Here is a 22,110-nt window from a genome sequence, read left to right as displayed (position 1 = left end):
ATTCCCTTTTAAACAAAATAAAAAGCCATTCATAAGAATGGCTTAGCATCAATAAAGCATAATTACTCTTTATTTGCTACGTCAACACCGTTAAAATCAAACTCATCAGCAACAGTTGTAGCAGGTGGTAAAATCGCTTCAATTTTACAAAGAGATATAATTGCTGCAACTGAACCAGGAATAGCAGCCAGCTTAACAACATCGCAAGTTACAGAAGAAACAGTACCTATATAAGTACGTCCTTCAGTGTTAATTCGCACTGTTTTATTAATTAATTTTTTAAGTTCGTCTCTAATTCCTTGTACACAAGAGCTGTCACATTTCTCATGCTGTTCTTTTTTACACTCTTCAAAAACATCCCAACAATCATCATGTTTACACGTACATTTTTTTCTACAATTATTAAATCGAGAACCCAAAACCTCACCCCCTAATCCTTTCTATTAGTAAAGTATGTCCACAAGCTTAAAAGTGTAAGAGACAAACACATAGAAAGGAAAAAACAAACAATTGTATAAGACATTCTTTTCTTTATTAACTATAAAAACAGGCCTCTAACAATTTGAAGCTTGTTTAATGAGGGGAATTGGATTTAATTCTGCTGAATTTAAAGTTTAGACAACCTCTTATAAGTCAGCTCCTTTAAGAGTCCCCAGCTTTTCCTATTACTTCACATATACCATATACATAGGCTTTGTTTGCATTAATATAGTATATTTTTCCTTTGCTGTTGTGAAATATGCATTAAGAAAAGCGTACTCCAAAATAAGATATTATTTAAAATCAGAATGTTTTCTTCAACAAGTGTTTGTTGATTAATGTCATAACCAGCAGTTCTCTCCACTACCTTTTGAAAATTAGCATAGTTTGTATGAATTCTATAGCTAGTAGAAAGCACTCTATCATATAAAGGTAAAATAATAGGTTAATAAACAAGCCATTCTTTTACTAAAACATAGAATAGTATGAATCCTATTGAAGGGAGGTATAAAAGAATGTCCTGGAAAAATGATTGCTGGAGTTCTAAGAAAAAGCATTGTTGTGATGACTGGTGGAAATCTAAAGAAAAGAATCATTGTGATGATGATTGGAGTTCTAAGGAAAAGCATTGTAATGATGATTGGAGTTCTAAGGAAAAGCATTGTAATGATGATTGGTGGAAATCTAAAGAAAAGAATCATTGTGATGATGATTGGAGTTCTAAACGAAATAAGTGTCGTTGTAAATGTTTCTTTATTTGTTTTCATTGTAAAAGAAAAAATTGGTAATATTTTCGATATCGACTTAAAAGAGAGAACATGTCTTTTGTGACCGATAAATACTAGAATGTAATATACAAAAAGCTGACTAAGTATAGTCAGCTTTTTGTATATTAACACATAGAGATTTATTTTAATATAGTTCTTATTAGAAAAAGATTATTTTATATAGATTACTATAAGCATCCATAAAGCCAAGGCGCCAATGATAGCGAGCGCTATACGTGTAGATAGTACCCTTAATTCAAAGTCTGTTTTCTTGGAGGGTTCAGGATATGCAATTATGTAGATTCCCTTTAATAGTGCAAGCCATGCAATAACCGTTAGGAACCCCTGCCAGTTGAATACCCATACATTATGTAGAATTACACTACCTAACCCTAGGAAAATCGATAGAAAACCATACATAATACCAAATCCTCTGTCTTTAACTACTAATTTTTTCAATTCACGTAGTACCGATGGACGTACGAAAAGTATTCCCGATACGATAACCGTTATCCATCCCCAAAACAATCCTAAAAAAGTACTAGTTTCCATTATTAGTTCACTCCCCTCAATTATTTATATTTCAGATATTTCCCCCTTTAGAACAATTCCAACATCTTTATATATAGGCTAAATTCTGCTCTTTTTTAATACAAACATGGCATACTCTATGCCCATCCTTAATCACCTCATTTCTCTACAAAATGAAATTTTCATATCATTCTTCATCATCTATCCGAATCAACCGAAGTCGCTTTGTACTATTACCGCACACTTTTTCATAGCTTGGAGCTAACATGCACCAAAGCCAATATAATGATTTATTCGCCTTTTCACTAACCTTTAAAATTGTCCCCTCTGTAATAAAATAATCACCTTGATACAATGTATACTCGCTTGTCCCATGGAATCATCATTATTCCCCTCCCTATTAAAATAGCGTTTTTGTTTCAAATAATGCTCTCATTAATTTGGACGCATTTACCAGTATATTTACCAAAAAATTCATGATATCGTTAACTAGTCGAGTACGTCATTACTTGACGATTACCCTTAGGAGCCCCGCAGACAATCGGGGTTCCTTTTATTTAAATAAGGATTTTGTTTAAACCTTACAAAACTCACTTATATTAAACTATCTTCTAAAATTCCCATTGAACATTTATAATACTTTTAAACAGTTTAAATTCTACAATCAGTAATGGAGGCATTTTAATGGGAAACATCCCAAAAATATCATCACAACAATCAAATCCTAATATACCCTCACAGCAAGTGAACGCTAACACCAAACAAGGTAATAATAAAATAACAAGACGCCGTATTATAACTACTTTAGCTTTTATATTACCTATAATTTTTGTCCTTCAATATTCTCTTAATAACCAGCAAGAAATGATTAAAGAAAAACAAATCACGGTTAATACGGGGCAACAAAAATTATCTTCTTTAAAGAAGGATGGTCATACCCTTAAAAATGATGTTAAAGTTTTAACAGGTAGTGAAGAAGAAGTTTTAAAATTCGCAAGGAAACTGTATGGATTTTCCAAACCGAATGAAACTATATTTCAAATAACTGAATAAAATTACACTGCATTACCCAAAAAGGCGATTTGACGATAATCGCCTTTTTATATTTAATTTCTAAAATAAACATACTAATTTCTTTTTCTATCAAATAACTATTTTGTTTAATTTATTAAAATACAACCGCTTGTCCATTTCACTTTGCTCTATCATTTCATTTACTATTAGTAATACGATTTTAGAGGCGATAAATAATGGACAAGTTTTTATCTTTTGCTGCACTTAATCCGGGTTCTATTGGACCTACACTTCCACCTGTTCAACCCTTTCAATTACCTACTGGTCCCACCGGTTCTACAGGAGCTACGGGATCAACCGGACCAACTGGACCAACTGGATTTAATCTTCCTGCTGGGCCTGCATCTATTACTTTGACTTCTAACGAAACCACGACATGTGTATCCACTCAAGGAAATAATACTTTATTTTTTTCGGGTCAAGTATTAGTAAACGGTAGTCCTACTCCAGGAGTAGTGGTCAGTTTTTCATTTAGTAATCCTTCTCTTGCTTTCATGGTTCCTCTTGCTGTCATTACAAATGCTTCAGGTAACTTTACCGCTGTATTTCTAGCCGCTAATGGGCCTGGAACAGTAACCGTTACTGCTTCACTTCTTGATTCTCCTGGAACAATGGCTAGCGTCACTATTACCATTGTGAATTGTCCGTAATGGTTTTATCTTTAAGTACTAAGCAATTTCTGATAAGATGAGCACTGATTTACAGTGCTCATCTTATCATTGGGATGTTCCTTTCAAATGAAATTTCGAAACACCCTACTAAAATAAAACTTTTATTAAGAACTAATGATCTTTATATTTCTTAAACTTGTCATCACAAGTGATTTTTATAATTAGTTAAATTCTCAATATAGTTTATGTATATAATTCCATTCAAAGATACATAATACCCACGTAACTATTTAAAAACACTTCGTTTTTATATCTAAGTTCAAAAAGGAGCTACATAACATGGATAAAAAAAGTCTATTAAGTCAACAGCTTGATTATGTGTCATCGGATGCGCTGAATACCCCTAGTAAAGCCCAAGAGCAAATGCAAGAAACATCTCAGGAGGCACATGATTCAAACAAAAAGGACAGTACTCAAGCTTTACATGGCGACGATTTACCAATTTCAGATGTATATAGAACAACGAACAAGCAGTAAATTTAAAAGGGAAAAACCTTAAGAACGAGTGAACTTAATTCTTTTCCCTTTTCCTATTTAATTAACACTTTTATATGAAACCCGTACACATTTTTGACACATCCACTATCACAATCTCCTGAAAATTCGTGATAATATTAATTTGTCGAATACGCCAAATTTCGACATTGAACGACAATGATATCTCCCTTATTGAATCCCTGTCCCCCAGGGATTTCTCCTTTTATTTCTTACTTTTTTCTTCACTAAATTTTCATTCTTAACAAAATTCAATCACTCCATTGAATAGACAGCCATAGTATCCTATTTTGATAAAAACTAAAAACAAACACATATACTTAACACTAATAGTAGATTTTTTAACTTCAAATTTACTTTTTCTCTCTTATCTTTTTGTAAACATTAAAAATGAGCTCTATTTACATAGAGCTCATTCGTAATTTTATAGTTTGCTAGACTGTAACCCCTGAATAAACGGAACTACTTCAGGATTTACAAGTGATGATAAATCCCCTAATTCTTTTCCTAAGTAAGCAGCTTTAATGACGCGTCGCATTACTTTAGAATTACGTGTTTTTGGTAAATCTTCTACAACGTGAATATCTTTTGGACACAATGCTTTTCCGATATGAGAGTTTACTAAACTCATTAATTCTTTCTTTAACTCTCCTGTGAATGTTACATTGTCCCTTAATACTACAAAACAATGACAAACTTCACCTTTTACATCATCAGGTACACCAATCGCGGCAGCTTCTATGACATCATTATGCTTCACAAGAATAGATTCATATTCTGCAGGTCCAATACGTTTTCCAGCAATGTTTAACGTATCATCTGAGCGTCCTGTAATAATATATTGCTCACCATCATAAATCACCCAATCACCATGAACCCATTTGTTTTCAAAACGTGACCAATACGTGTTCACATAACGCTCATCGTCTTCCCAAAAACTTTTCGTCATACCAACCCAAGGTTTCTCTAAACATAATTCTCCAACTTCATCACGAATTGGATTGCCTTGATCATCGAGCACAACCGCTGCCATTCCTGGTAAAGATGCGTTAAAACTAATCGGTGCAATTGGTTTAATAAGGACGTTTCCGAAAATCCCACCAGAAATTTCAGTTCCGCCTGAATAGTTACAAATTGGTACATTATTTTTTCCGACTGTTTCAAATAGCCACATCCAAGGATCTGGATTCCAAGGTTCACCTGTTGATGCGAATACTTCTAAACTGTTGAGCGAATGTTTATTTACATACTCATCACCCTTTGCCATTAACGCACGAATTAATGTTGGTGATATACCGAGATGTGTAATTTCATATTTATCAACGGTCTCCCATAAACGATCTGCTTCTGGGAAATCTGGAACACCTTCGTACATAACCATCGTTGCTCCATTAATGAGAGAGCCGAATAATAAAAACGGTCCCATCATCCAGCCCATATCAGTTACCCATAATACGCGGTCACCTTGTTTGATGTTCATTCCAAATCCTGCATCAAATGCAGATTTCAAAGGGAAACCAGCATGTGTATGTACTGTTCCTTTCGGTTTCCCAGTTGTACCTGATGTATAAATGAGCATTAACGGATCATCACTATTCATCTCTTCAGCATGTGTAAATGGTTTTTCTTTTTCTAGCGCACTCCATGGGAAATCATAATTATGTGGTGTAAAATCATTTCCTGCATGACGAACAATAACAACTTTTTCAACAGTTGGACAATGTTCGCAAGCTTTATCTACTTCGTCTTTTAATGAAACAACTTTACCTCGGCGTGAAAAACCATCTGCAGTAATAATCATTTTTGATCCTGCCGCTTGTACACGAGTCATGACTGCATCAGACGCAAATCCTGAGAATATTGGTGAAATAATTGCTCCGATTTTCATAACAGCTAGCATTGCAACAACAGTTTCTGGAATCATCGGCATATAAATTGTTACACGGTCACCTTTTTCAATACCCGCATGTTTCAAACCGCTTGCAACGCGACTTACCCAGTTGTCAAGATCTTCATATGTAAATGATTTTGAAGTTTCATTTTCTCCCTCATACTGTAGTGCTGGTTGCATTCTTGTTTCATCATCCGCAAGCCAGCGTGATAAAACTGATTCTACAACGTTACATGTTCCACCATTATACCACTGTGCAAACGGTGTACCATTTTCTAAATCTAGCACTTCTGTATAAGGCTTCATCCATTGATAGCCAACCGCTTTCTCAGCTTCTCCCCAAAACCATGCTGTTTCTTCAATAGATTTATTATAAAACGTTTCATAATCTTTATAGCCCAATGATTTCATCCAACCATATAAACGCGTTTTTTCTTTATATTCTTCTGTTGGAAACCAAACTGCTTGTTTCAATGTTTTCCCCTCCTTGACTTTTTGAGCAAGAAAGCCCTAAATAGGGCCTTAAACTGGATAAACAGGATGTTTACGATCTGTAAATACTTGATATTTACTCATATACATTTCGAATCGTCCTTTTAACTCTTCTCTTAAATTGTTTGGATGAACAATACCATCAATAACCATCTCTGATGCCAAATGGTAAATATCAATATCTTTCTTATACTCTTCGCGTTTTTCAGCAATGAAGCTATCACGCTCTTCCTCTGGTAAAGCTGCAATCTTATTTGCATATACAGCATTGACTGCCGCTTCTGGACCCATTACTGCAATAGAAGCTGTCGGTAATGCTAGGCAGCAATCTGGTTCAAAGGCTGGACCTGCCATTGCATATAAACCAGCACCGTATGCTTTACGAACAACGATAGAAATTTTCGGTACAGTTGCTTCACTCATTGCAGAAATCATCTTTGCACCATGACGAATAATACCAGCACGCTCTACTTTTGTACCAATCATAAATCCAGGTACATCTGCAAGGAATAACAATGGAATATGATATGCATCACATAAATTAATAAACTTCGCTGCTTTATCCGCTGAATCGTGGAATAATACGCCGCCTTTCATACGCGGTTGATTTGCAATAATACCAACTGGCTTACCATCAATACGTGCCAGGCCTGTAATTAGTTCTTGAGCAAATAATTTTTTCACTTCATAGAAAGAACCTTCATCAATAACTCTATTAATGAGATCTTTCATATTGAAAGGAGCATTTTGATTTTCTGGAATGATTTGTTCTAACGTTTTTTCGAATTGTTTCGGTTCTTGAGGTGTAACCAATGGAGTCTTCTCTAAATAGTTGTTTGGAAAATATGAAATGTATTGTCTTGCTTGTGTAATCGCATCTTCTTCTGTTTTACATAAAACATCTCCGCATCCTGATACAGAGCAATGCATACGAGCTCCACCCATCTCCTCTAAAGTTACCTTCTCGCCGATAACCATCTCCGCCATACGAGGAGAACCTAAGTACATAGATGCATTTCCTTCTACCATCATAACAATGTCACAAAAGGCTGGAATATATGCGCCACCAGCTGCCGAAGGTCCAAATAATAAGCATACTTGAGGAACTTTACCTGATAATTTCACTTGATTGTAGAAGATTCTTCCTGCACCGCGGCGCCCTGGGAACATTTCTACTTGATCTGTAATACGCGCTCCAGCAGAGTCAACTAAATAAAATAACGGAACACGTAATTTTTCTGCCGTTTCTTGAATACGTAAAATCTTTTCAACTGTACGTGCGCCCCATGATCCAGCCTTTACCGTTGAATCATTTGCCATTACGCATGCAGTACGACCATGTATTTTACCCGTTGCCGTTATAACACCATCAGCAGGTAATCCTGTTTGTTCACAATTTGCAAATAATGCATCTTCTACATATTCACCATTATCAAATAAAAGAGCTAAGCGATCTCGAACGAATAGTTTTCCTTTTGCTTTGTTTTGTTCATGATACTTTGGTGCGCCGCCTTGTTTAATCGCTTCAACTCGTTCTTCAAATGTAATCGATTGTTGTTTTTGGTCTAACATATTTACTCCCCCTTATACATTGGTGTGCGTTTTTCCTTGAATGCTTGTAATCCTTCTAATCTATCTTTCGTATGGATTACACCTTCATACGCTTGTTTTTCCATTTGTAATCCGGTATGTAAATCAACTTGAATACCGTTTGAAATTGCTTCTTTTGCTAATCGAACAGCAATAGGACCATTACTAGCAATTTTCTCTGCTATTTCAATCGCTTTCTCTTCAAGTAAATGAGCTGGTACAACAAATTCTACTAAACCATATTCTTTTGCTTCTTGCGCTGAAATACGTCTGCCTGTATAAATTAATTCTTTCGCTCTACCAACACCAATTAATCTTGGTAAACGCTGCGTACCACCTGCTCCTGGTATAATTGCAAGTGTAGTTTCAGTAAGACCAAGACTTGCAGATTCAGCCGCAATTCTAAAATCACAAGCTAAACTTAATTCCGTACCGCCACCAAGGGCGATTCCGTTTATGGCAGCAATAACTGGCTGTGGTAATTGTTCAACCATCTCCATAGTAGTGCGAATCATACTAACAGCATGGCGAACTTGTTCCTCATTCATACCAGCACGTTCTTTTAAATCAGCACCAGCACAAAACGCTTTTTCACCAGCACCTGTTAAAATAACTACACGAGTATTGGACTCTTCACTTATTTGAGTTAATATGTTTTGTAACTCTTCTAATAACGCTAAAGATAATGAGTTTGCTTGTCTTTCACGATATAACGAAATCTTTACAACGTGAGGTGTTACATAATTAACTGAAATGTTTTGTAGTTGTAGCATCTTCTCACCTACTTATCGTTTTATGTTGAAGCGCTCTATACACATGACTCGGTAATTGGATATTTAATTTACTTTGAATGAATTGACTCGCTTTCAATAACTTCTCTTCATCAATATTCGTTTGGACCCCTAACTTATGGAGCATATGAACTAAGTCATCGGTTGCAACATTGCCTGATGCTCCTGGTGCATATGGACATCCACCAAGACCACCACAAGAACTATCAAATGTTGTAATACCATATTCTAATGACTTAACTACATTCGCCAGAGCCATTCCATACGTATTATGGAAGTGCATTGCAAATTGCGAAGCATCATATTTCTTTAATAAATGTTCTAAAACCTGCTCTACTTGTAACGGATTTGCTACACCAATCGTGTCACCAAGAGATACTTCATAAATGCCATATGAAAATAGTTGATTACATAACTCGTCAACTGCTGCGACACTTATGTTCCCTTCATAAGGACAACCAAATACAGTAGAAACATAGCCTCTTACCTTTTTACCTTCGAACGTGGCCTGCTTTGTTATATCTTCAATGACAACTAATGCTTCTTTAATTGATTTATTAATATTACTTTTATTATGAGATTCACTTGCTGATAAAAAAACATTCACCTCATCTACATTTTGCAAAAAAGCTCGTTCCAAACCATTTTGATTTGGAACAAGCGCTGCATATGTAACATTTGGATCCCTTTTCAGCTCAGAAAACACATCATTTGCATCTGCTAATGCAGGAACCCATTTAGGGTGAACGAATGAGGAAACTTCAACGTACGATAATCCCGCCTCTGTAAGTAGTTGAATCCATTTTACTTTATCTTTTGTGCCAACAATCTTTTTTTCATTTTGTAAGCCATCACGTGGCCCGACTTCTTTAATGACAGCAAAATTAGGTAGTTTCAATTCGCTTCCCCCTATATCTCCCTATTCAATTTCTAGTAATACATCTCCTTCATTTACAAAATCGCCTTCTTGCACATTAATTTTCATAACTGTGCCAGCTTCTTCTGAAATAATTGGAATTTCCATTTTCATAGATTCCAAAATGACGACATCCTGCTCTTCTTCTACTGTATCTCCTACTCCTACAACAATCTTCCATACATTTCCTGCCATCGATGCATATACCTTCGTCATCATTTTTTCCCCCTTAATATTGTTAAATCTTATTTTTTAACAAGTTGTTTCGTTACAAAACCCGTTGTATAAATACCACTTTTGAACACATCGTCTTCCAATACTTGAAGTAGCATTGGCGTGTTCGTTTTAATACCTTCTACTTTTAATTCTTCTAAAGCATCATGTAATTTTGAAATTGCTTCTTCACGAGTTCCACCATGAGCAATAACTTTCGCAATCATTGGATCGTAGAAAGGTGTAATCGTGACTTGATTCTCCAAAAAGTGATCAATACGTACATTTGATGGAAGCGTTAAATCTGTAATTTTCCCAGGTGATGGGAAGAAAGTTTTCGGATCCTCTGCATAAATACGTGCCTCAATGGCATGACCACTACGTTTTACATCATCTTGTGTAAATGATAGTTTCTCACCGTATGCAATTAGAAATTGTTGTTCTACAAGATCTAAACCAGTAATTTCTTCTGTAACTGGATGCTCTACTTGTAATCTCGTATTCATCTCTAAGAAATAAAAGTTCTTCTGATCATCTACAAGAAACTCAACTGTACCTGCATTTGTATAGCCTAGAGCTTCGGCAGCTTGTACAGCAACTTCCCCCATCGCTTTTCGCGTACCTTCATCTAAAAATGGTGAAGGTGCTTCTTCAATTACTTTTTGATTTCGGCGCTGCACGGAACATTCACGCTCCCATAAATACACTGTGTTACCATGTGTATCTGCTAAAAGCTGAATTTCAATATGGTGTGCATCTGCAATATAGCGCTCTAAATACATTTCTCCGTTACCGAAGAAGTTTTGTGCTCTTGTTTTGTTACTTTCAAATGCTTTGGTGAGCGTTTGCTCAGTTTCCATCAACTGCATTCCAATGCCTCCGCCGCCTGCGGATGCCTTCAGCATTAATGGATAACCAATTTGTTTTGCAATTTCAATTGCTTCTTCAGCAGTTTCAATATTTGTAGTAATACCTGGAACTACTGGGACATCTGCAGCTTGCATTGCAATACGAGATTCGATTTTACTTCCCATCTTCGTAATAATTTCTTCAGATGGACCGATAAATACAATTCCTTCTTCTCTACAGCGAACCGGAAAAGATGGATTCTCTGATAATAATCCATATCCCGGATGGATTGCTTCAGCATTTGTCTTCTTAGCTATTTCAATAATTTTTTCAAGGTTTAAATAGCTTTCTTGGACACGCGGTCCACCTACTAAGTAAGCTTCATTTGCCATTTTTACATGTAGGGCATTTTCATCAGCCTCAGAATAAATAGCAACAGTACGAATGCCAAGTTTTTGACAAGTTTTCATAATACGAACTGCGATTTCCCCGCGATTAGCAATTAATATTTTTTGAAACATAGTGATTCCTCCTTTTTATCTACATCCTAAATGTCTTGCAATTACGAGACGTTGAATTTCAGAAGTTCCTTCACCAATTTCTAATAGTTTTGCATCACGAATATGCCGTTCCACTTCATATTCACGCATATAGCCGTATCCACCGTGAATTTGTACCGCTTGATTTGCAATACGACTAGCAGCCTCAGATGCAAATAACTTTGCCATAGCCGCTTCTTTACCGAAAGGTTTATCATTATCTTTTAACCAAGCTGCTTTATGTACTAAATTACGTGCAAGTTCTACTTCAGTCGCCATATCAGCTAATTTAAATTGAATCGCTTGGAAATTAGAGATTGACTTTCCAAATTGTTGACGTTCTTTCGCATATTGCAGCGCACGTTCAAATGCAGATTGTGCAATACCTACTGCTAATGCTGCGATTGAAATACGTCCTCCATCAAGTGTATATAAGAATTGTTTAAATCCTTTATTTACATCACCAAGAATATTTTCTTTCGGTACACGTACACCATCAAGTACGATTTCACATGTATTAGAAGCACGAACACCCATCTTATCGTAAGGACTTGAAATCGTTAATCCTTCACTTGTAGTCGGTACGATAAATGCCGAAATACGCTTTCTACCATTATCTTCAACACCGTTGATAGCGGTTACAATAATTGTATTTGCATACTCTGCATTTGTAATCCAACACTTTTCACCACTAATAACATACTCGTCTCCATCTAATACAGCTTTCGTTTGTGTACCACCTGCATCAGATCCAGCGTTCGGCTCAGTTAATCCGAAAGCACCTAAAGTTTTACCTGATGCCATTGGAATTAAATATTTCTGTTTTTGTTCTTCTGTACCGAAATAATAAATTGGAGAAGCACCTAATGAAATTGTTGCAGCGTAACTTAATCCTGTCCCACCACAAGCACGACCAATTTCTTCAACTGCTAACGCGTACGATACAGTATCGCCACCTGAACCTCCATACTCTTCAGGGAATGGGATTCCTAATAATCCTAGTTCGCCCATTTTTTGAAATGTTTCATATGGAAATTCCGCAGTTTTGTCATAATATACAGCTTTCGGTGCGATTTCCTTTTCAGCAAAGTCACGTACCATTTCTTTAATCATTTGTTTTTCGCGAGTTAGAGTAAATTCCATTCCGCTACACACCCCTTATCGAATATTGAGTTTCGACAGCGTGCGAGTTTCTACTACAAACATTACGAATTAAAAGACACGGATATTAGTTAGATAATTGCTATAATTCTGTCATAACTTAATTTTAAAACAGATTCTGTACTAATGCACAAAAAAATTCCTACATTGTTCTACAACAACATAGGAGTTTTCTTGTCGAATTATGTAATTTATTGTTTAATAATCTCTACCTTTTCCCGAATCAGAAATTTCTACTAAAGCTTCAGGGTAAGGTTCAAAATATGTTTGTCTTAATAAATACTTTTCGTCAAATCGAATGGCCCATGATTTTAAAATTGCAAGTAAGCTACTAAGCGGGACTTTCTTTTCTATATACTTTTGTATCAAATCTAAAAAATGATCTTTTTCTTGTTTTTTCAGCTTAGTTTTAAAATATCCAAAAATATGCTCACATACATTTACATTCGATGTATAGCGGGGTGTGCGCATAAATAATTCATATAAAGTCTTCTCATAGTTTTCAAATACCACTTCAATCGTTTCATTTTTTTGGTTTGCAATAATACGCCCCAATTCCTTTTGTTTCACCTGATTATATGCCATAAATAAATACTTATAGTCTGATTGAAATGATACGAGTTCTTTTATGTTTTTAGTATGTTTAATCATTTTGTAATGCGCGATTGTAAACAGCCTTGTAAAGAAATGTTCTCTAATAATAAAATTCGACAATCTACCCTCTTCTTCAATTGGAAGATGCGAAAAATTTTTTATTACTGCTCCGCCAAATAAGCCAGATCCCTTTCCTTTTGCTGGTGCTTTTTCAAAACCAGAATAAATTTTCACATCACGCGTACCACAACTCGGCGAACGATTCTTTAAAATAAAACCATCCACATCAGATATCGTTTGTAAAAAGACATATGAAAATTGCTCCATTTTTTCAGTTACATCTTCTCGTGTCGACGGCTGTACAAGCCTATTCACACCATTTTCTTCTACAATTCGTATCGTTTCACGAGGAGTCCCCAATCCGATCTCGACTTCTGGACAAACAGGTATAAATGTAACAAATGGCTGCAAATTTCGTATTGTTACATCTGGTATCATCTCTGCATTATAACGACAGGCATCAAATTCTAAACATTTACTTACAACTATTGTTGGTTTTGCAAATTGCCGCATTTCATTACCTCCATGGTATCAATCCATACAATCTAAATTGTACTGATATTAGTATCTTAAGCAAAGTCTGTTTATATTGATTATTTTTATAATAACTATAAATTTAATGCTATATCAACTGCAATTCAAATCTATTTCGTATATGTATTAACAAGTTCTTGTACAAACTTGTTAATACATTTTTGTCTAAACACAATCCATCTTTACTAGCATAGTTACAGATTCTTTCCTCTCCTCTTTACATTTAAATTAAAATAAGTCTTAATACGAATTTTAATCCCAAGTTATTTGGAATATATTCTTTATATTTGTACATTATAGACTGAGAAAGTATTACTTGTAGTTAGGGTGTTCCAAATGAATTTTAGAAACCTACTTTCTTTATTACGGAACATTTTCAGAAGCATTTTTTCTTTGGTAAAAAATATTTCAAAAAATCCATTCATTTTAAGGAGGCATATTAAAATGGGAGTATTAAGTGGTAATCCCCAAAATGAACCAATGCATTACGGAGAAGTCTTTGCAATTTGGAGTTATCTTGCAGGGGCACAAGGTGCAATTGCTGGTTACCAAGTTCTTGTCAATCATTCTGGAGACGAGGACTTAAAAAAGTTTTTAGAAAATCTTATAGAAAATGATATCCAATCAGAAGTTGAAGAACTAAAAAACTTGTTAAAATCAAACGGTGTGGCATTACCACCAGCACCTCCAGAGCGTCCAGTTGCATCTATTGAAACAATCCCTCCTGGTGCTCGTATTAATGACGCAGAAATTGCAGCTAAAGTTTCTATGGATCTTGCTGCTGGACTAGTAGCATGTAGCCAAGCGATGGGACAATCACTTCGAGAAGACGTAGGAATGATGTTTGGACAATTCCATATGAAAAAGGCACAAGCAGGTGCTACTTTACTACGGTTAAATAAGAAAAAAGGCTGGATTATTCCTCCTCCTTTACATGTTCTTCAATCTGATCAAGCATAACATGGCGTAAGCGGTTAACTTTTGTTAACCGCTTCGTTGTATTTACCTGTCCTTTTAATAATGGAGATTAAAGATAGTTCTAATAATTTTAACTTTATGATTTAGATACTGTGATACGAATAATGTACAAAAGCAATGGAGAAATTAATACATAAGAAAGGAGGGGAAATTTATGAAGAAAAAATTATCATCTATTTTAAGTGTTTTAGCACTATCTATTATGTTTTTAGGCACATCTGCCCAAGCTGAATACGATGGAAATCATATGAATAGAGTTAATAACACTGATATGTCAACTCGAGTTAATGACAATAACTTGAACAGAGTTAATGATAATAACTTGAACAGAGTTAATAATGATGTGAGAACTCGAAATGTAAATACGACAAATGATTTAAATAATAATCATGATAGAAATAATAATTGGGCTTGGCTCGGTTTATTAGGTCTAGCAGGATTATTGGGTCTTAGAAGAAGAGACAAAGAAGTACGTTAATCTAGAATGTTTTTCGTAAACAAGTACTTATTTATCAAAATTGTATAATGAATATAAATCGCCTTTTTAAAGGCGATTTATTATTTGCTTAAAAATAGTATATGTAATTCACACATCAACATATTTTTACTTATGATTAAACCTATTAAATTACATTTATTTAAATACCAAAAATCAAACCCCTAAAATGTTGTTATAGTTAGATTCGTGGCGTTAATCCATACAATATAAATTGAATCGTATTTTCAATTTCCACTTCATCATCCCATTTTTCTTCAGGCAATAATAAAAATCGTGTTAATAGTAAACCTAATACAGCTGATAAAGTAAGACGTAATACAGAAGATGGTGGTATCTCAATAATTTCTCCTTTATCTTGAAACTTCACAATCAACTTTTTGAAATGTGAAAACAGTTCCGTTTCTACTAATTGTTGTATTTCATTTTTTAGCTCTGGTTGAAATGGTACTTCTTGAATTAATATTTTAATCATAGGAAAGTGCTTTTGAGCAAATTCAAATCTATTATGAATGACAACTCGTAAAAGTCCCTCATATGATTCATACTTCGATTTAAATATTTCCTTTGCAAAGGCTTGTACGAAAAATGGTGCAGCAAACTTTGTTAATGTCGGCATGACGACTGCTAACAATAAATCTTTTTTCGTTTTATAGTAGCGGAAGATTGTTCCTTCCGCTACACCAGCACGCTTTGCAATTTCACTTGTAGAAGTTGATGCATATCCTTTTTCTCCAAACATATCAACAGCTGCCTCTAAAATACGCATTTGACGTTCATTTCGTTTATCCGTATTAGTTGCGGCAATTAATTCATCCAACCAATCCTTCTTCATCTATAATGCCCCTTTGTATCATCATTATATTTTCCGATGTTTCTTTAATGCAAATACATTCCCTATTGCAAATAATAGAGAAAAAAGTAGTAATACAGTTAGATCTAACGCAATCTCTGTAAATCCTTGATTTCGAATCATCACTTGTCTCATTGCGTCAGCTCCATATGTGAGCGGAAATAATTTCCCTAACATTTGTAGCCACTTATTCATAGATTCAATTGGAAACAACCCAGAAAAGAAAACTTGTGGCACAATGACAAGCGGTATAAATTGAATCATTTGAAATTCATTATTTGCGTATGCTGATAAAAATGTCCCTAAAGTTAGTGCTGTTAAAGAAAGCATACATGTAATAAGTAGCGTTAGCCATATGGAGCCAGCTACATACAAGTCTAAAATATAAACTGAAAAATTCACGATTATAATTGATTGTATAAATGCAAAGATTCCAAAACCAATAATATATCCTACAACTATTTCCCATCTTCTCACTGGAGTGGACAATAACCTCTCTAATGTACCACTTAAACGTTCTCTAACAAAGGAAACTCCAGATAATATAAATACAAAGAAAAATGTAAAGAAACCAATCAATACGGGGCCAAGCCCATCAAACATTGTAAAGTCTTTAGAGCCATGTAAGTAATTTACTTCAGGCTTCATAACTGATACATCATACTTTTCTGAACTCTTTTGTAAAACTTGAAGTACAGCACGATTTTTTGATGAATCACTTCCTTCTAATAAAACATTCATTTTCCCATTCTCTAAATAAATTACTGCATCTACCTTTTGCTGTTCTAACTCTGAAATTGCTTTCTCTTTGCCGTATTCATAAATTGAGGCTTCTTGAGTTTTCATTGTTTTTACAATAGGAGCAGGCACATCAACTACAGCAATATGCGGTACATAGTCTTTTTGTGTAAACACTAGAGACAATAACCAAAGTAATAACATTGGTGCCCCAAACATCATCGCTAACGAACGTTTATCTCGAAAAAATTGGCGAATAATACGAATGATTACACCAGTAACTCTCATGATAGGGCCACCTCTTCCAACAAAAAGACATCTTCAATCCGTCCTGATGATACCCGTTTTTTCAATTCTTCAGGTGTTCCAGTCGCAACTAGCTTTCCTTCTCTAATCAACCCTAAACGCTCACAAAACTCAGCTTCATCCATAATGTGCGTCGTTACAATAATAGTTGTGCCTTTCTTTTTCAAATCATAAAATTTTTCCCAGATTGTTTTTCTAAGAAGTGGATCTATCCCCACTGTTGGCTCATCTAAAATTAATATTTCAGGTTCATGAAGGAGTGCTATCGCTAATGATAAACGCTTCTTCATCCCACCTGAAAAATGCTGCACTTGCTGTCTTATATGTTTTGATAATTGTACAAGGTCAAAAACCTCTTCGATTCTTTCTTTTTTATGTTTTCCTTTTAATCCATACATCGTTGCAATAAAATCTGCATTTTCATATGCTGATAGTTCTTCATATAATGCATCAGCCTGAGCCATATAACCAATTCTTTTCATTTCATTTAAATTAGGCATGTTCGTGTTGTATACAAGCACTTCACCTTTCGTTGCCTCATTAATACCTGCAATCAATTTAATAAGAGTCGTTTTCCCTGAACCTGAAGGCCCAACTAAACCAAATATCTCTGCTTTTTCAACTTGCAATGAAAGATTGTGTAAAACTTCTTTTTTCCAAAAACTTTTTGACACGGTTCGTAAAATAATGGCAGGTTGCTGCATGTATTCTTCCCCCTTTTCAAAATGAGTGAGTACTCACTTTCATTTTACTCTTGCGTAATTATATGTCAAACTTCATTGATTAGTATGTATTTTCAATCTTAAACAATGAAACAGAGTCGACATTAGAATTTCATTTCTTAAAGTCGACTCTGTTTCATTTAAATTATATATTTCATTTTACGTTTTTAAATTCATATATTTTCTAATTCTAGCAACATCTAAAGAATATTCGATAACTAATTGCTGTAATGGTAAAATAACTGTATCAGGATATAAATGTGCATATTGTAATGTTTCTGCATATTTTTCTAACCTTTTTTCTAAATACTTTATAATTTGATCAGGATGACTTACTAATAAACATTTACAATAATAATGTATTTGTTCCTCAATCGCCGTATACTCTTCAATTTCATATTCTTTATGCATGTGTACACCCCTTTAAGTTTTTTACTGAATTGCTTATCACACTTTTCACTCGACTAATTTTTAAGTTTTTTGATTATTTACACTATAACAAACTCTCCGGGTCAAATTTTGTTACTTTATGTAACGTAGAAAATTTTTAACAAAACTGTAATGTTAACTTGTATAAAATGCATATGGCCTATTTTTTCTGTATAAAAAATCGTACAGTTCAATTTAACTGTACGACTACAAGTTCTGGCCTATTAAAAATTCTTTGCGGAATGATACTATTGCCTAATCCTCTACTTACTACCATAGACGTATTTTGTTTTTCATATAAACTGGTTGTATATTTAGGTAAAACACCTTGATTTGGAGCCACTAATTTGCTGATAAATGGTAACCTAAATTGTCCACCATGAGCGTGTCCTGATAAAACTATATCTATTTGCTCATCAGCATAATTCTGAATAAATTCAGGTCTATAGAATAAATCATCTATTTCTCCTATTTTAATACACTAGCTAACTGTATTGCTCCTATATATAGACATACTCCTATGTAATCCGCAATTTTCCTTATCGGATAAATTAATAAAAATTATTTCCCTACACATTGCGATTACATGTTATATAAGGAAGCCCTTCTTTTTTCCATGCAAGAAATCCTCCCTTTAAATTCACTACTTCCTTTATACCTGCTCTTTGTAAAATACTAGCTGCTATAGCGGAACGCAATCCGGTTCGACATTGTAAAACTATTGGGCAATCTTTTGGTATACAATCTAGCTGCTTAAATAGATTTCCTAAAGGGATATGTATTGCATCATGAAGATGTCCTTCCTCCCACTCTTTTTTACTACGCACGTCGATTACCTTAACACTTCCACCTTTTATATGCGGATATAATTCGATTGATGTGTCTTCTTTGTAACTTTCTAATCTATTAAATCTTTGTATTACCTTTACAGGTACAAAAGCAATAATATTATCTAGCCCAATAGATTCAAAGTCTCTAATAACTTCCTCCACTCTAACCTTTTCCTCATCTAGAATGATTAAAGTTTCTGTTTTATAATCTAGTAACCATCCACACCAAGTTGTAAAGGAATTGTTATAAGGTATGTTAATTGATTTCTCGATGTGACCAGAAGCAAAACTCTCTACATCCCTTATATCAACTATTTGCTGAACGCTTGTCATAACTTCTTGAAGTTTTTCTACTGTATCAATAGCAATAACTTCTCTCTTCTTACGAATTGGAGGACCAGACTTATTTAAATTCTTCATTAATGAAAAATACTTTGGAGGCTCTGGCTGTCCCGTCAATAAAATCGATACAAAATCACTTTCTTCATTACACTGAAATGCCCAATTGAACATCTTTTCATAACCTAATGTAGAAGTTGGAATTGCTCCTAATGCTTTTCCACATGCGCTTCCTGCACCATGTGATGGCCATATTTGCAAATAATCAGGGAGTATTTTTATTTTTTGTATAGAATTAAATAATTGTTTTGCTCCTATTTTTGCAGTATTTTTCATACCTACAGCAGTTTCTAATAAATCCGGTCTTCCTATATCTCCTACAAATATAAAATCACCTGTGAATATTCCCATTGGCTTTTCATTCGTATAATTATTTTGACTTGTATCAGTTACTAAAAAAGAAATACTTTCAGGCGTATGCCCTGGGGTGTGAATTACATTAAATTTTATATGACCTATTTTAAACTCTGTGCCCTCTCTAACCAATTTGTATCGACCTTCGTTAAAATATTGATATTTCCAATCACAATTTCCTTCATCAGATACATATAACTTTGCATGATAAAGATTAGAAAGTTCTCTAGACCCAGAAAGAAAATCTGCATGAATGTGAGTTTCAGCCGCAGCAATTACTTCCATTCCCTCTTTCTTAGCAAATTCTATATATTGTTCTATATAGCGACCTGGATCAATTACAATTGCTACGCCTTCCTTCTGACAACCGACCAAATAGGAAGCATGTGCTAATTTTTCATCATAAAAATATTTTAAAAGCATAGCTATTCCCTCCAAATAGTTATTTCAAATTACTTTTCAATTTGTATAACTGCTTTCTATCTTCTCCTATAGCATCCCTTTCAACATAAAATTCCAATACATATAGGGCAACATATATCTTTTAAGTAAAAACATACTATATCGTTCTTTCGCTTGATTAAACGGAAATGTTTCTTGAGGCTCATGTTCATAGTTAAATTCAGCGAGTATAAGACTTTTATAACCTGTAACAATCGGACAGGATGTATATCCATCATATTTAGCATGCAAGTCTCTTCCGTTAAGTACGTCCATAATATTTTGTTTTAAGACAGGTATTTGTTTTCGAATTGCCGCTCCAGTTTTAGAGGTGGGTAAATTGGTACAATCTCCAAGTCCGAAAATATTCTTATACTGTACATGCTGCAAAGTATAAGGGCTTATATCTACCCATCCCTGAGAATCACTTATCTCACTCTCTTTAATAAAATTAGGTGGCCCCATTGGTGGAACAACATGGATCATACTGTATGGTACAGTTTCTCTTTTCAGTGTTTGCGTATCTTCAAAAATTGCTTCTCTTTTTTCGGCAATAATTTCTACTAAGTTTTTATTATAATTCGTTATAATTTGCTTTCTTTCTAGTACTTGTTCTAATGTATTAGCATAACGTGGAACCTGAAATATATTAGCGTTCGCCGTATAAAACATTACTTCACTTTTGTTTCTTACACCACTATTAGAAAAATACTCTTCTGCTAAATACATAATCTTTTGTGGAGCACCACCGCATTTAATAGGAGTGTTTGGGTGGGTAAAAACTGCATTTCCTCCTTTAAATTTTTCAATTTCTCTCCAAGTAGAATCAACATATTTATAAGAGTAATTGCTACAAACCCCATTAGTCCCAATAGACTCCTTCAAGCCTTTAATACCATCCCAATTTATTTGTATACCGGCTGCTACAATAAGAATTTCATACTCAAGCAGCAATCCATCATCTAAAAGTAGCTTATTTTCTTTCGGAAACAACTTAACGACACTTTTAGGAATCCACGTTGCACCTTTTGGAATAAGCACTTCTTGATCACGCATCGTACTTTCCTTTGAAACAATTCCTCCCCCCACTAAACTCCATAGTGGTTGGAAATAATGTTTTTTTGATGGATCAATAATTGCTATATCTTCTTTCAATAGGGGTACATTTCGTAACAAATGTGCAGTAGAAGATATTCCTGCAGTCCCAGCACCAATTACAATAATTTTATAACTATCTCTGGTCTTCATTATCCTCTTCCCATCTAAATTTGATTTTTAAAACAACTAATTCGCAGCCGTATTTTCATTGTATTAACATTATTATAAGTTAAAAACACCACCTTTTTATCTGACTTAAATGAAAATTTCGTTAACTTTACCATCAATTTTACTTTATGCGTAAATCCCCTATGCTACTTCCATCTTTTATATTTTTCAATCTTAGCCTTTATTCAATCTTACTTTTATTTAATCTTACTTTTATTTAATCAGATAGAGGAATTGTTAGTTAAATACGGGAGGTTTTTATAACGCGCTAGGTATTCATGTGAAAGAATTACTAATTACATGGGAATTAGCTCCGACTCATATTCAATTGAGTGAAATTATTGAGGTTACCAAAGATAATATATGCTGATGTTGAAAAAGGAGAAGTAAACCTTATTAGTAAAGTAGAATTATCTATTATTTTCAATGAAATTGCTCTTTTAAATATAATAAATGCATAAGTATTACTGTATTGATTAATTTTAAAAATAACCAAATTATGCTCATACAACATCAATTAGAGTAGAGGCTATTTTCTTTTCGTGTCGATGAGATTTTTCGCCCGTTTTGCTGTAGGAGGCTGAACTGGCGAATTAGAATCTTTGATAGCTCTTGGGTATCTTTCTGTATAGCTTGGAAAAGAAGAAGAA

General features: G+C 34.3%; 23 protein-coding genes and 2 pseudogenes. 6 read left to right on the top strand and 19 right to left on the bottom strand.

Features of this window, described 5'->3' with window-relative positions:
* Positions 1-62: 62 nt before the first annotated feature.
* Positions 63-419: a hypothetical protein gene (locus tag GFJ36_RS13370; RefSeq protein ID WP_000535579.1), complete on the bottom strand. Its 357-nt coding sequence runs from the start codon at positions 417-419 to the stop codon at positions 63-65.
* A gap of 556 nt (positions 420-975) precedes the next feature.
* Between GFJ36_RS13370 and GFJ36_RS13365 the strand changes: the two genes are divergently transcribed.
* Positions 976-1,311: a hypothetical protein gene (locus GFJ36_RS13365; RefSeq protein WP_346265321.1), complete on the top strand. Its 336-nt coding sequence runs from the start codon at positions 976-978 to the stop codon at positions 1,309-1,311.
* A 107-nt stretch (positions 1,312-1,418) separates the two neighbouring features.
* On the opposite strand, the gene GFJ36_RS13360 is transcribed toward GFJ36_RS13365, so the two are convergent.
* Positions 1,419-1,799 (bottom strand): hypothetical protein, encoded by a 381-nt coding sequence (locus tag GFJ36_RS13360; protein WP_097891006.1) that lies wholly within the window; start codon positions 1,797-1,799, stop codon positions 1,419-1,421.
* Positions 1,800-1,965: 166 nt separating this feature from the next.
* Positions 1,966-2,133 carry a hypothetical protein gene (locus GFJ36_RS29145; protein ID WP_176523135.1) on the bottom strand — a complete coding sequence of 56 codons (168 nt, stop codon included), beginning with the start codon at positions 2,131-2,133 and terminating at the stop codon, positions 1,966-1,968.
* A gap of 329 nt (positions 2,134-2,462) precedes the next feature.
* Between GFJ36_RS29145 and GFJ36_RS13355 the strand changes: the two genes are divergently transcribed.
* From GFJ36_RS13355 to GFJ36_RS13345, 3 genes are all read left to right on the top strand, one after another.
* Positions 2,463-2,831, top strand: a complete 369-nt coding sequence (locus tag GFJ36_RS13355; RefSeq protein WP_048546974.1) for an FtsB family cell division protein — start codon at positions 2,463-2,465, stop codon at positions 2,829-2,831.
* A gap of 197 nt (positions 2,832-3,028) precedes the next feature.
* Entirely contained in the window at positions 3,029-3,502 is a 474-nt protein-coding gene (locus GFJ36_RS30100; protein WP_087986142.1) for an exosporium leader peptide-containing protein, read from the top strand.
* Between the two features lie 300 nt (positions 3,503-3,802).
* Entirely contained in the window at positions 3,803-4,000 is a 198-nt protein-coding gene (locus GFJ36_RS13345) for a hypothetical protein (protein ID WP_097891004.1), read from the top strand.
* 442 nt (positions 4,001-4,442) lie between these two features.
* Here GFJ36_RS13345 and GFJ36_RS13340 read toward each other — a convergent pair whose 3' ends face one another.
* The 8 genes from GFJ36_RS13340 to GFJ36_RS13305 form a co-directional block, all read right to left on the bottom strand.
* Entirely contained in the window at positions 4,443-6,383 is a 1,941-nt protein-coding gene (locus tag GFJ36_RS13340) for an AMP-binding protein (RefSeq protein WP_097891002.1), read from the bottom strand.
* A gap of 48 nt (positions 6,384-6,431) precedes the next feature.
* Complete coding sequence (locus tag GFJ36_RS13335; protein WP_087986144.1) at positions 6,432-7,973, bottom strand: acyl-CoA carboxylase subunit beta; 1,542 nt, start codon at positions 7,971-7,973, stop codon at positions 6,432-6,434.
* 2 nt (positions 7,974-7,975) lie between these two features.
* Positions 7,976-8,764 (bottom strand): enoyl-CoA hydratase, encoded by a 789-nt coding sequence (locus GFJ36_RS13330; RefSeq protein WP_048546966.1) that lies wholly within the window; start codon positions 8,762-8,764, stop codon positions 7,976-7,978.
* Positions 8,765-8,768: 4 nt separating this feature from the next.
* Positions 8,769-9,680, bottom strand: a complete 912-nt coding sequence (gene mvaB / locus GFJ36_RS13325) for a hydroxymethylglutaryl-CoA lyase (RefSeq protein WP_097891000.1) — start codon at positions 9,678-9,680, stop codon at positions 8,769-8,771.
* 21 nt (positions 9,681-9,701) lie between these two features.
* Complete coding sequence (locus tag GFJ36_RS13320) at positions 9,702-9,917, bottom strand: acetyl-CoA carboxylase biotin carboxyl carrier protein subunit (protein ID WP_001987345.1); 216 nt, start codon at positions 9,915-9,917, stop codon at positions 9,702-9,704.
* Positions 9,918-9,943: 26 nt separating this feature from the next.
* The gene (locus GFJ36_RS13315) at positions 9,944-11,281 is read right to left on the bottom strand and encodes an acetyl-CoA carboxylase biotin carboxylase subunit (RefSeq protein ID WP_097890999.1); all 1,338 of its coding nucleotides are present in this window, start codon (positions 11,279-11,281) and stop codon (positions 9,944-9,946) included.
* Between the two features lie 15 nt (positions 11,282-11,296).
* Entirely contained in the window at positions 11,297-12,442 is a 1,146-nt protein-coding gene (locus GFJ36_RS13310; RefSeq protein ID WP_000397260.1) for an acyl-CoA dehydrogenase, read from the bottom strand.
* Between the two features lie 216 nt (positions 12,443-12,658).
* Positions 12,659-13,627, bottom strand: coding sequence for a YbgA family protein (locus tag GFJ36_RS13305; protein ID WP_087986147.1), 969 nt, complete (start codon positions 13,625-13,627; stop codon positions 12,659-12,661).
* Between the two features lie 465 nt (positions 13,628-14,092).
* Between GFJ36_RS13305 and GFJ36_RS13300 the strand changes: the two genes are divergently transcribed.
* Both GFJ36_RS13300 and GFJ36_RS13295 read left to right on the top strand, forming a co-directional pair.
* On the top strand, positions 14,093-14,608 hold the full coding sequence (locus tag GFJ36_RS13300) for a DUF3231 family protein (protein ID WP_087986148.1): 516 nt from the start codon (positions 14,093-14,095) through the stop codon (positions 14,606-14,608).
* A gap of 172 nt (positions 14,609-14,780) precedes the next feature.
* The gene (locus GFJ36_RS13295) at positions 14,781-15,104 is read left to right on the top strand and encodes a WGxxGxxG family protein (RefSeq protein ID WP_087986149.1); all 324 of its coding nucleotides are present in this window, start codon (positions 14,781-14,783) and stop codon (positions 15,102-15,104) included.
* Positions 15,105-15,303: 199 nt separating this feature from the next.
* Here the strand turns inward: GFJ36_RS13295 and GFJ36_RS13290 are convergent, their stop codons facing one another.
* The 8 genes and pseudogenes from GFJ36_RS13290 to GFJ36_RS29615 form a co-directional block, all read right to left on the bottom strand.
* Positions 15,304-15,957, bottom strand: coding sequence for a TetR/AcrR family transcriptional regulator (locus tag GFJ36_RS13290; protein ID WP_060488911.1), 654 nt, complete (start codon positions 15,955-15,957; stop codon positions 15,304-15,306).
* Between the two features lie 24 nt (positions 15,958-15,981).
* Positions 15,982-17,001, bottom strand: a complete 1,020-nt coding sequence (locus GFJ36_RS13285) for an ABC transporter permease (RefSeq protein ID WP_087986150.1) — start codon at positions 16,999-17,001, stop codon at positions 15,982-15,984.
* Positions 16,998-17,723 (bottom strand): ABC transporter ATP-binding protein, encoded by a 726-nt coding sequence (locus tag GFJ36_RS13280; RefSeq protein ID WP_048546950.1) that lies wholly within the window; start codon positions 17,721-17,723, stop codon positions 16,998-17,000. The genes GFJ36_RS13285 and GFJ36_RS13280 overlap by 4 nt, the downstream gene beginning before the upstream one ends.
* A gap of 177 nt (positions 17,724-17,900) precedes the next feature.
* Complete coding sequence (locus GFJ36_RS13275) at positions 17,901-18,152, bottom strand: hypothetical protein (protein ID WP_000548621.1); 252 nt, start codon at positions 18,150-18,152, stop codon at positions 17,901-17,903.
* Positions 18,153-18,360: 208 nt separating this feature from the next.
* A pseudogene (locus GFJ36_RS13270) lies at positions 18,361-18,624 on the bottom strand (metallophosphoesterase); the annotation flags it as partial.
* Positions 18,625-18,739: 115 nt separating this feature from the next.
* A complete protein-coding gene (locus GFJ36_RS13265) occupies positions 18,740-20,176 on the bottom strand; it encodes an MBL fold metallo-hydrolase (protein WP_097890997.1) in 1,437 nt (478 codons plus the stop codon).
* A 66-nt stretch (positions 20,177-20,242) separates the two neighbouring features.
* Complete coding sequence (locus GFJ36_RS13260) at positions 20,243-21,442, bottom strand: FAD/NAD(P)-binding oxidoreductase (protein ID WP_060488903.1); 1,200 nt, start codon at positions 21,440-21,442, stop codon at positions 20,243-20,245.
* Between the two features lie 521 nt (positions 21,443-21,963).
* Positions 21,964-22,110, bottom strand: a pseudogene (locus tag GFJ36_RS29615) (IS4 family transposase); the annotation flags it as partial.

The sequence above is a fragment of the Bacillus sp. EE-W1 genome (assembly GCF_009760835.1).
GTDB lineage: Bacteria > Bacillota > Bacilli > Bacillales > Bacillaceae_G > Bacillus_A > Bacillus_A wiedmannii.
The sequence above is the reverse complement of the archived record's forward strand: the minus strand, read 5'-3'. Positions and strand labels throughout refer to the sequence as shown.

Excerpts from the sequence above, each read along its gene's own strand:
- GFJ36_RS13280 (WP_048546950.1), bottom strand. The coding sequence starts at position 17,723 with ATGCAGCAACCTGCCATTATTTTACGAACCGTGTCAAAAAGTTTTTGG.
- GFJ36_RS30100 (WP_087986142.1), top strand. The coding sequence starts at position 3,029 with ATGGACAAGTTTTTATCTTTTGCTGCACTTAATCCGGGTTCTATTGGA.
- GFJ36_RS13275 (WP_000548621.1), bottom strand. The coding sequence starts at position 18,152 with ATGCATAAAGAATATGAAATTGAAGAGTATACGGCGATTGAGGAACAA.
- GFJ36_RS13320 (WP_001987345.1), bottom strand. The coding sequence starts at position 9,917 with ATGATGACGAAGGTATATGCATCGATGGCAGGAAATGTATGGAAGATT.
- GFJ36_RS13345 (WP_097891004.1), top strand. The coding sequence starts at position 3,803 with ATGGATAAAAAAAGTCTATTAAGTCAACAGCTTGATTATGTGTCATCG.
- GFJ36_RS13260 (WP_060488903.1), bottom strand. The coding sequence starts at position 21,442 with ATGAAGACCAGAGATAGTTATAAAATTATTGTAATTGGTGCTGGGACT.
- GFJ36_RS13290 (WP_060488911.1), bottom strand. The coding sequence starts at position 15,957 with ATGAAGAAGGATTGGTTGGATGAATTAATTGCCGCAACTAATACGGAT.
- GFJ36_RS13335 (WP_087986144.1), bottom strand. The coding sequence starts at position 7,973 with ATGTTAGACCAAAAACAACAATCGATTACATTTGAAGAACGAGTTGAA.
- GFJ36_RS13285 (WP_087986150.1), bottom strand. The coding sequence starts at position 17,001 with ATGAGAGTTACTGGTGTAATCATTCGTATTATTCGCCAATTTTTTCGA.
- GFJ36_RS13330 (WP_048546966.1), bottom strand. The coding sequence starts at position 8,764 with ATGCTACAACTACAAAACATTTCAGTTAATTATGTAACACCTCACGTT.
- GFJ36_RS13315 (WP_097890999.1), bottom strand. The coding sequence starts at position 11,281 with ATGTTTCAAAAAATATTAATTGCTAATCGCGGGGAAATCGCAGTTCGT.
- GFJ36_RS13310 (WP_000397260.1), bottom strand. The coding sequence starts at position 12,442 with ATGGAATTTACTCTAACTCGCGAAAAACAAATGATTAAAGAAATGGTA.
- GFJ36_RS13355 (WP_048546974.1), top strand. The coding sequence starts at position 2,463 with ATGGGAAACATCCCAAAAATATCATCACAACAATCAAATCCTAATATA.
- GFJ36_RS13360 (WP_097891006.1), bottom strand. The coding sequence starts at position 1,799 with ATGGAAACTAGTACTTTTTTAGGATTGTTTTGGGGATGGATAACGGTT.
- GFJ36_RS13300 (WP_087986148.1), top strand. The coding sequence starts at position 14,093 with ATGGGAGTATTAAGTGGTAATCCCCAAAATGAACCAATGCATTACGGA.
- GFJ36_RS13305 (WP_087986147.1), bottom strand. The coding sequence starts at position 13,627 with ATGCGGCAATTTGCAAAACCAACAATAGTTGTAAGTAAATGTTTAGAA.
- GFJ36_RS13295 (WP_087986149.1), top strand. The coding sequence starts at position 14,781 with ATGAAGAAAAAATTATCATCTATTTTAAGTGTTTTAGCACTATCTATT.
- GFJ36_RS13265 (WP_097890997.1), bottom strand. The coding sequence starts at position 20,176 with ATGCTTTTAAAATATTTTTATGATGAAAAATTAGCACATGCTTCCTAT.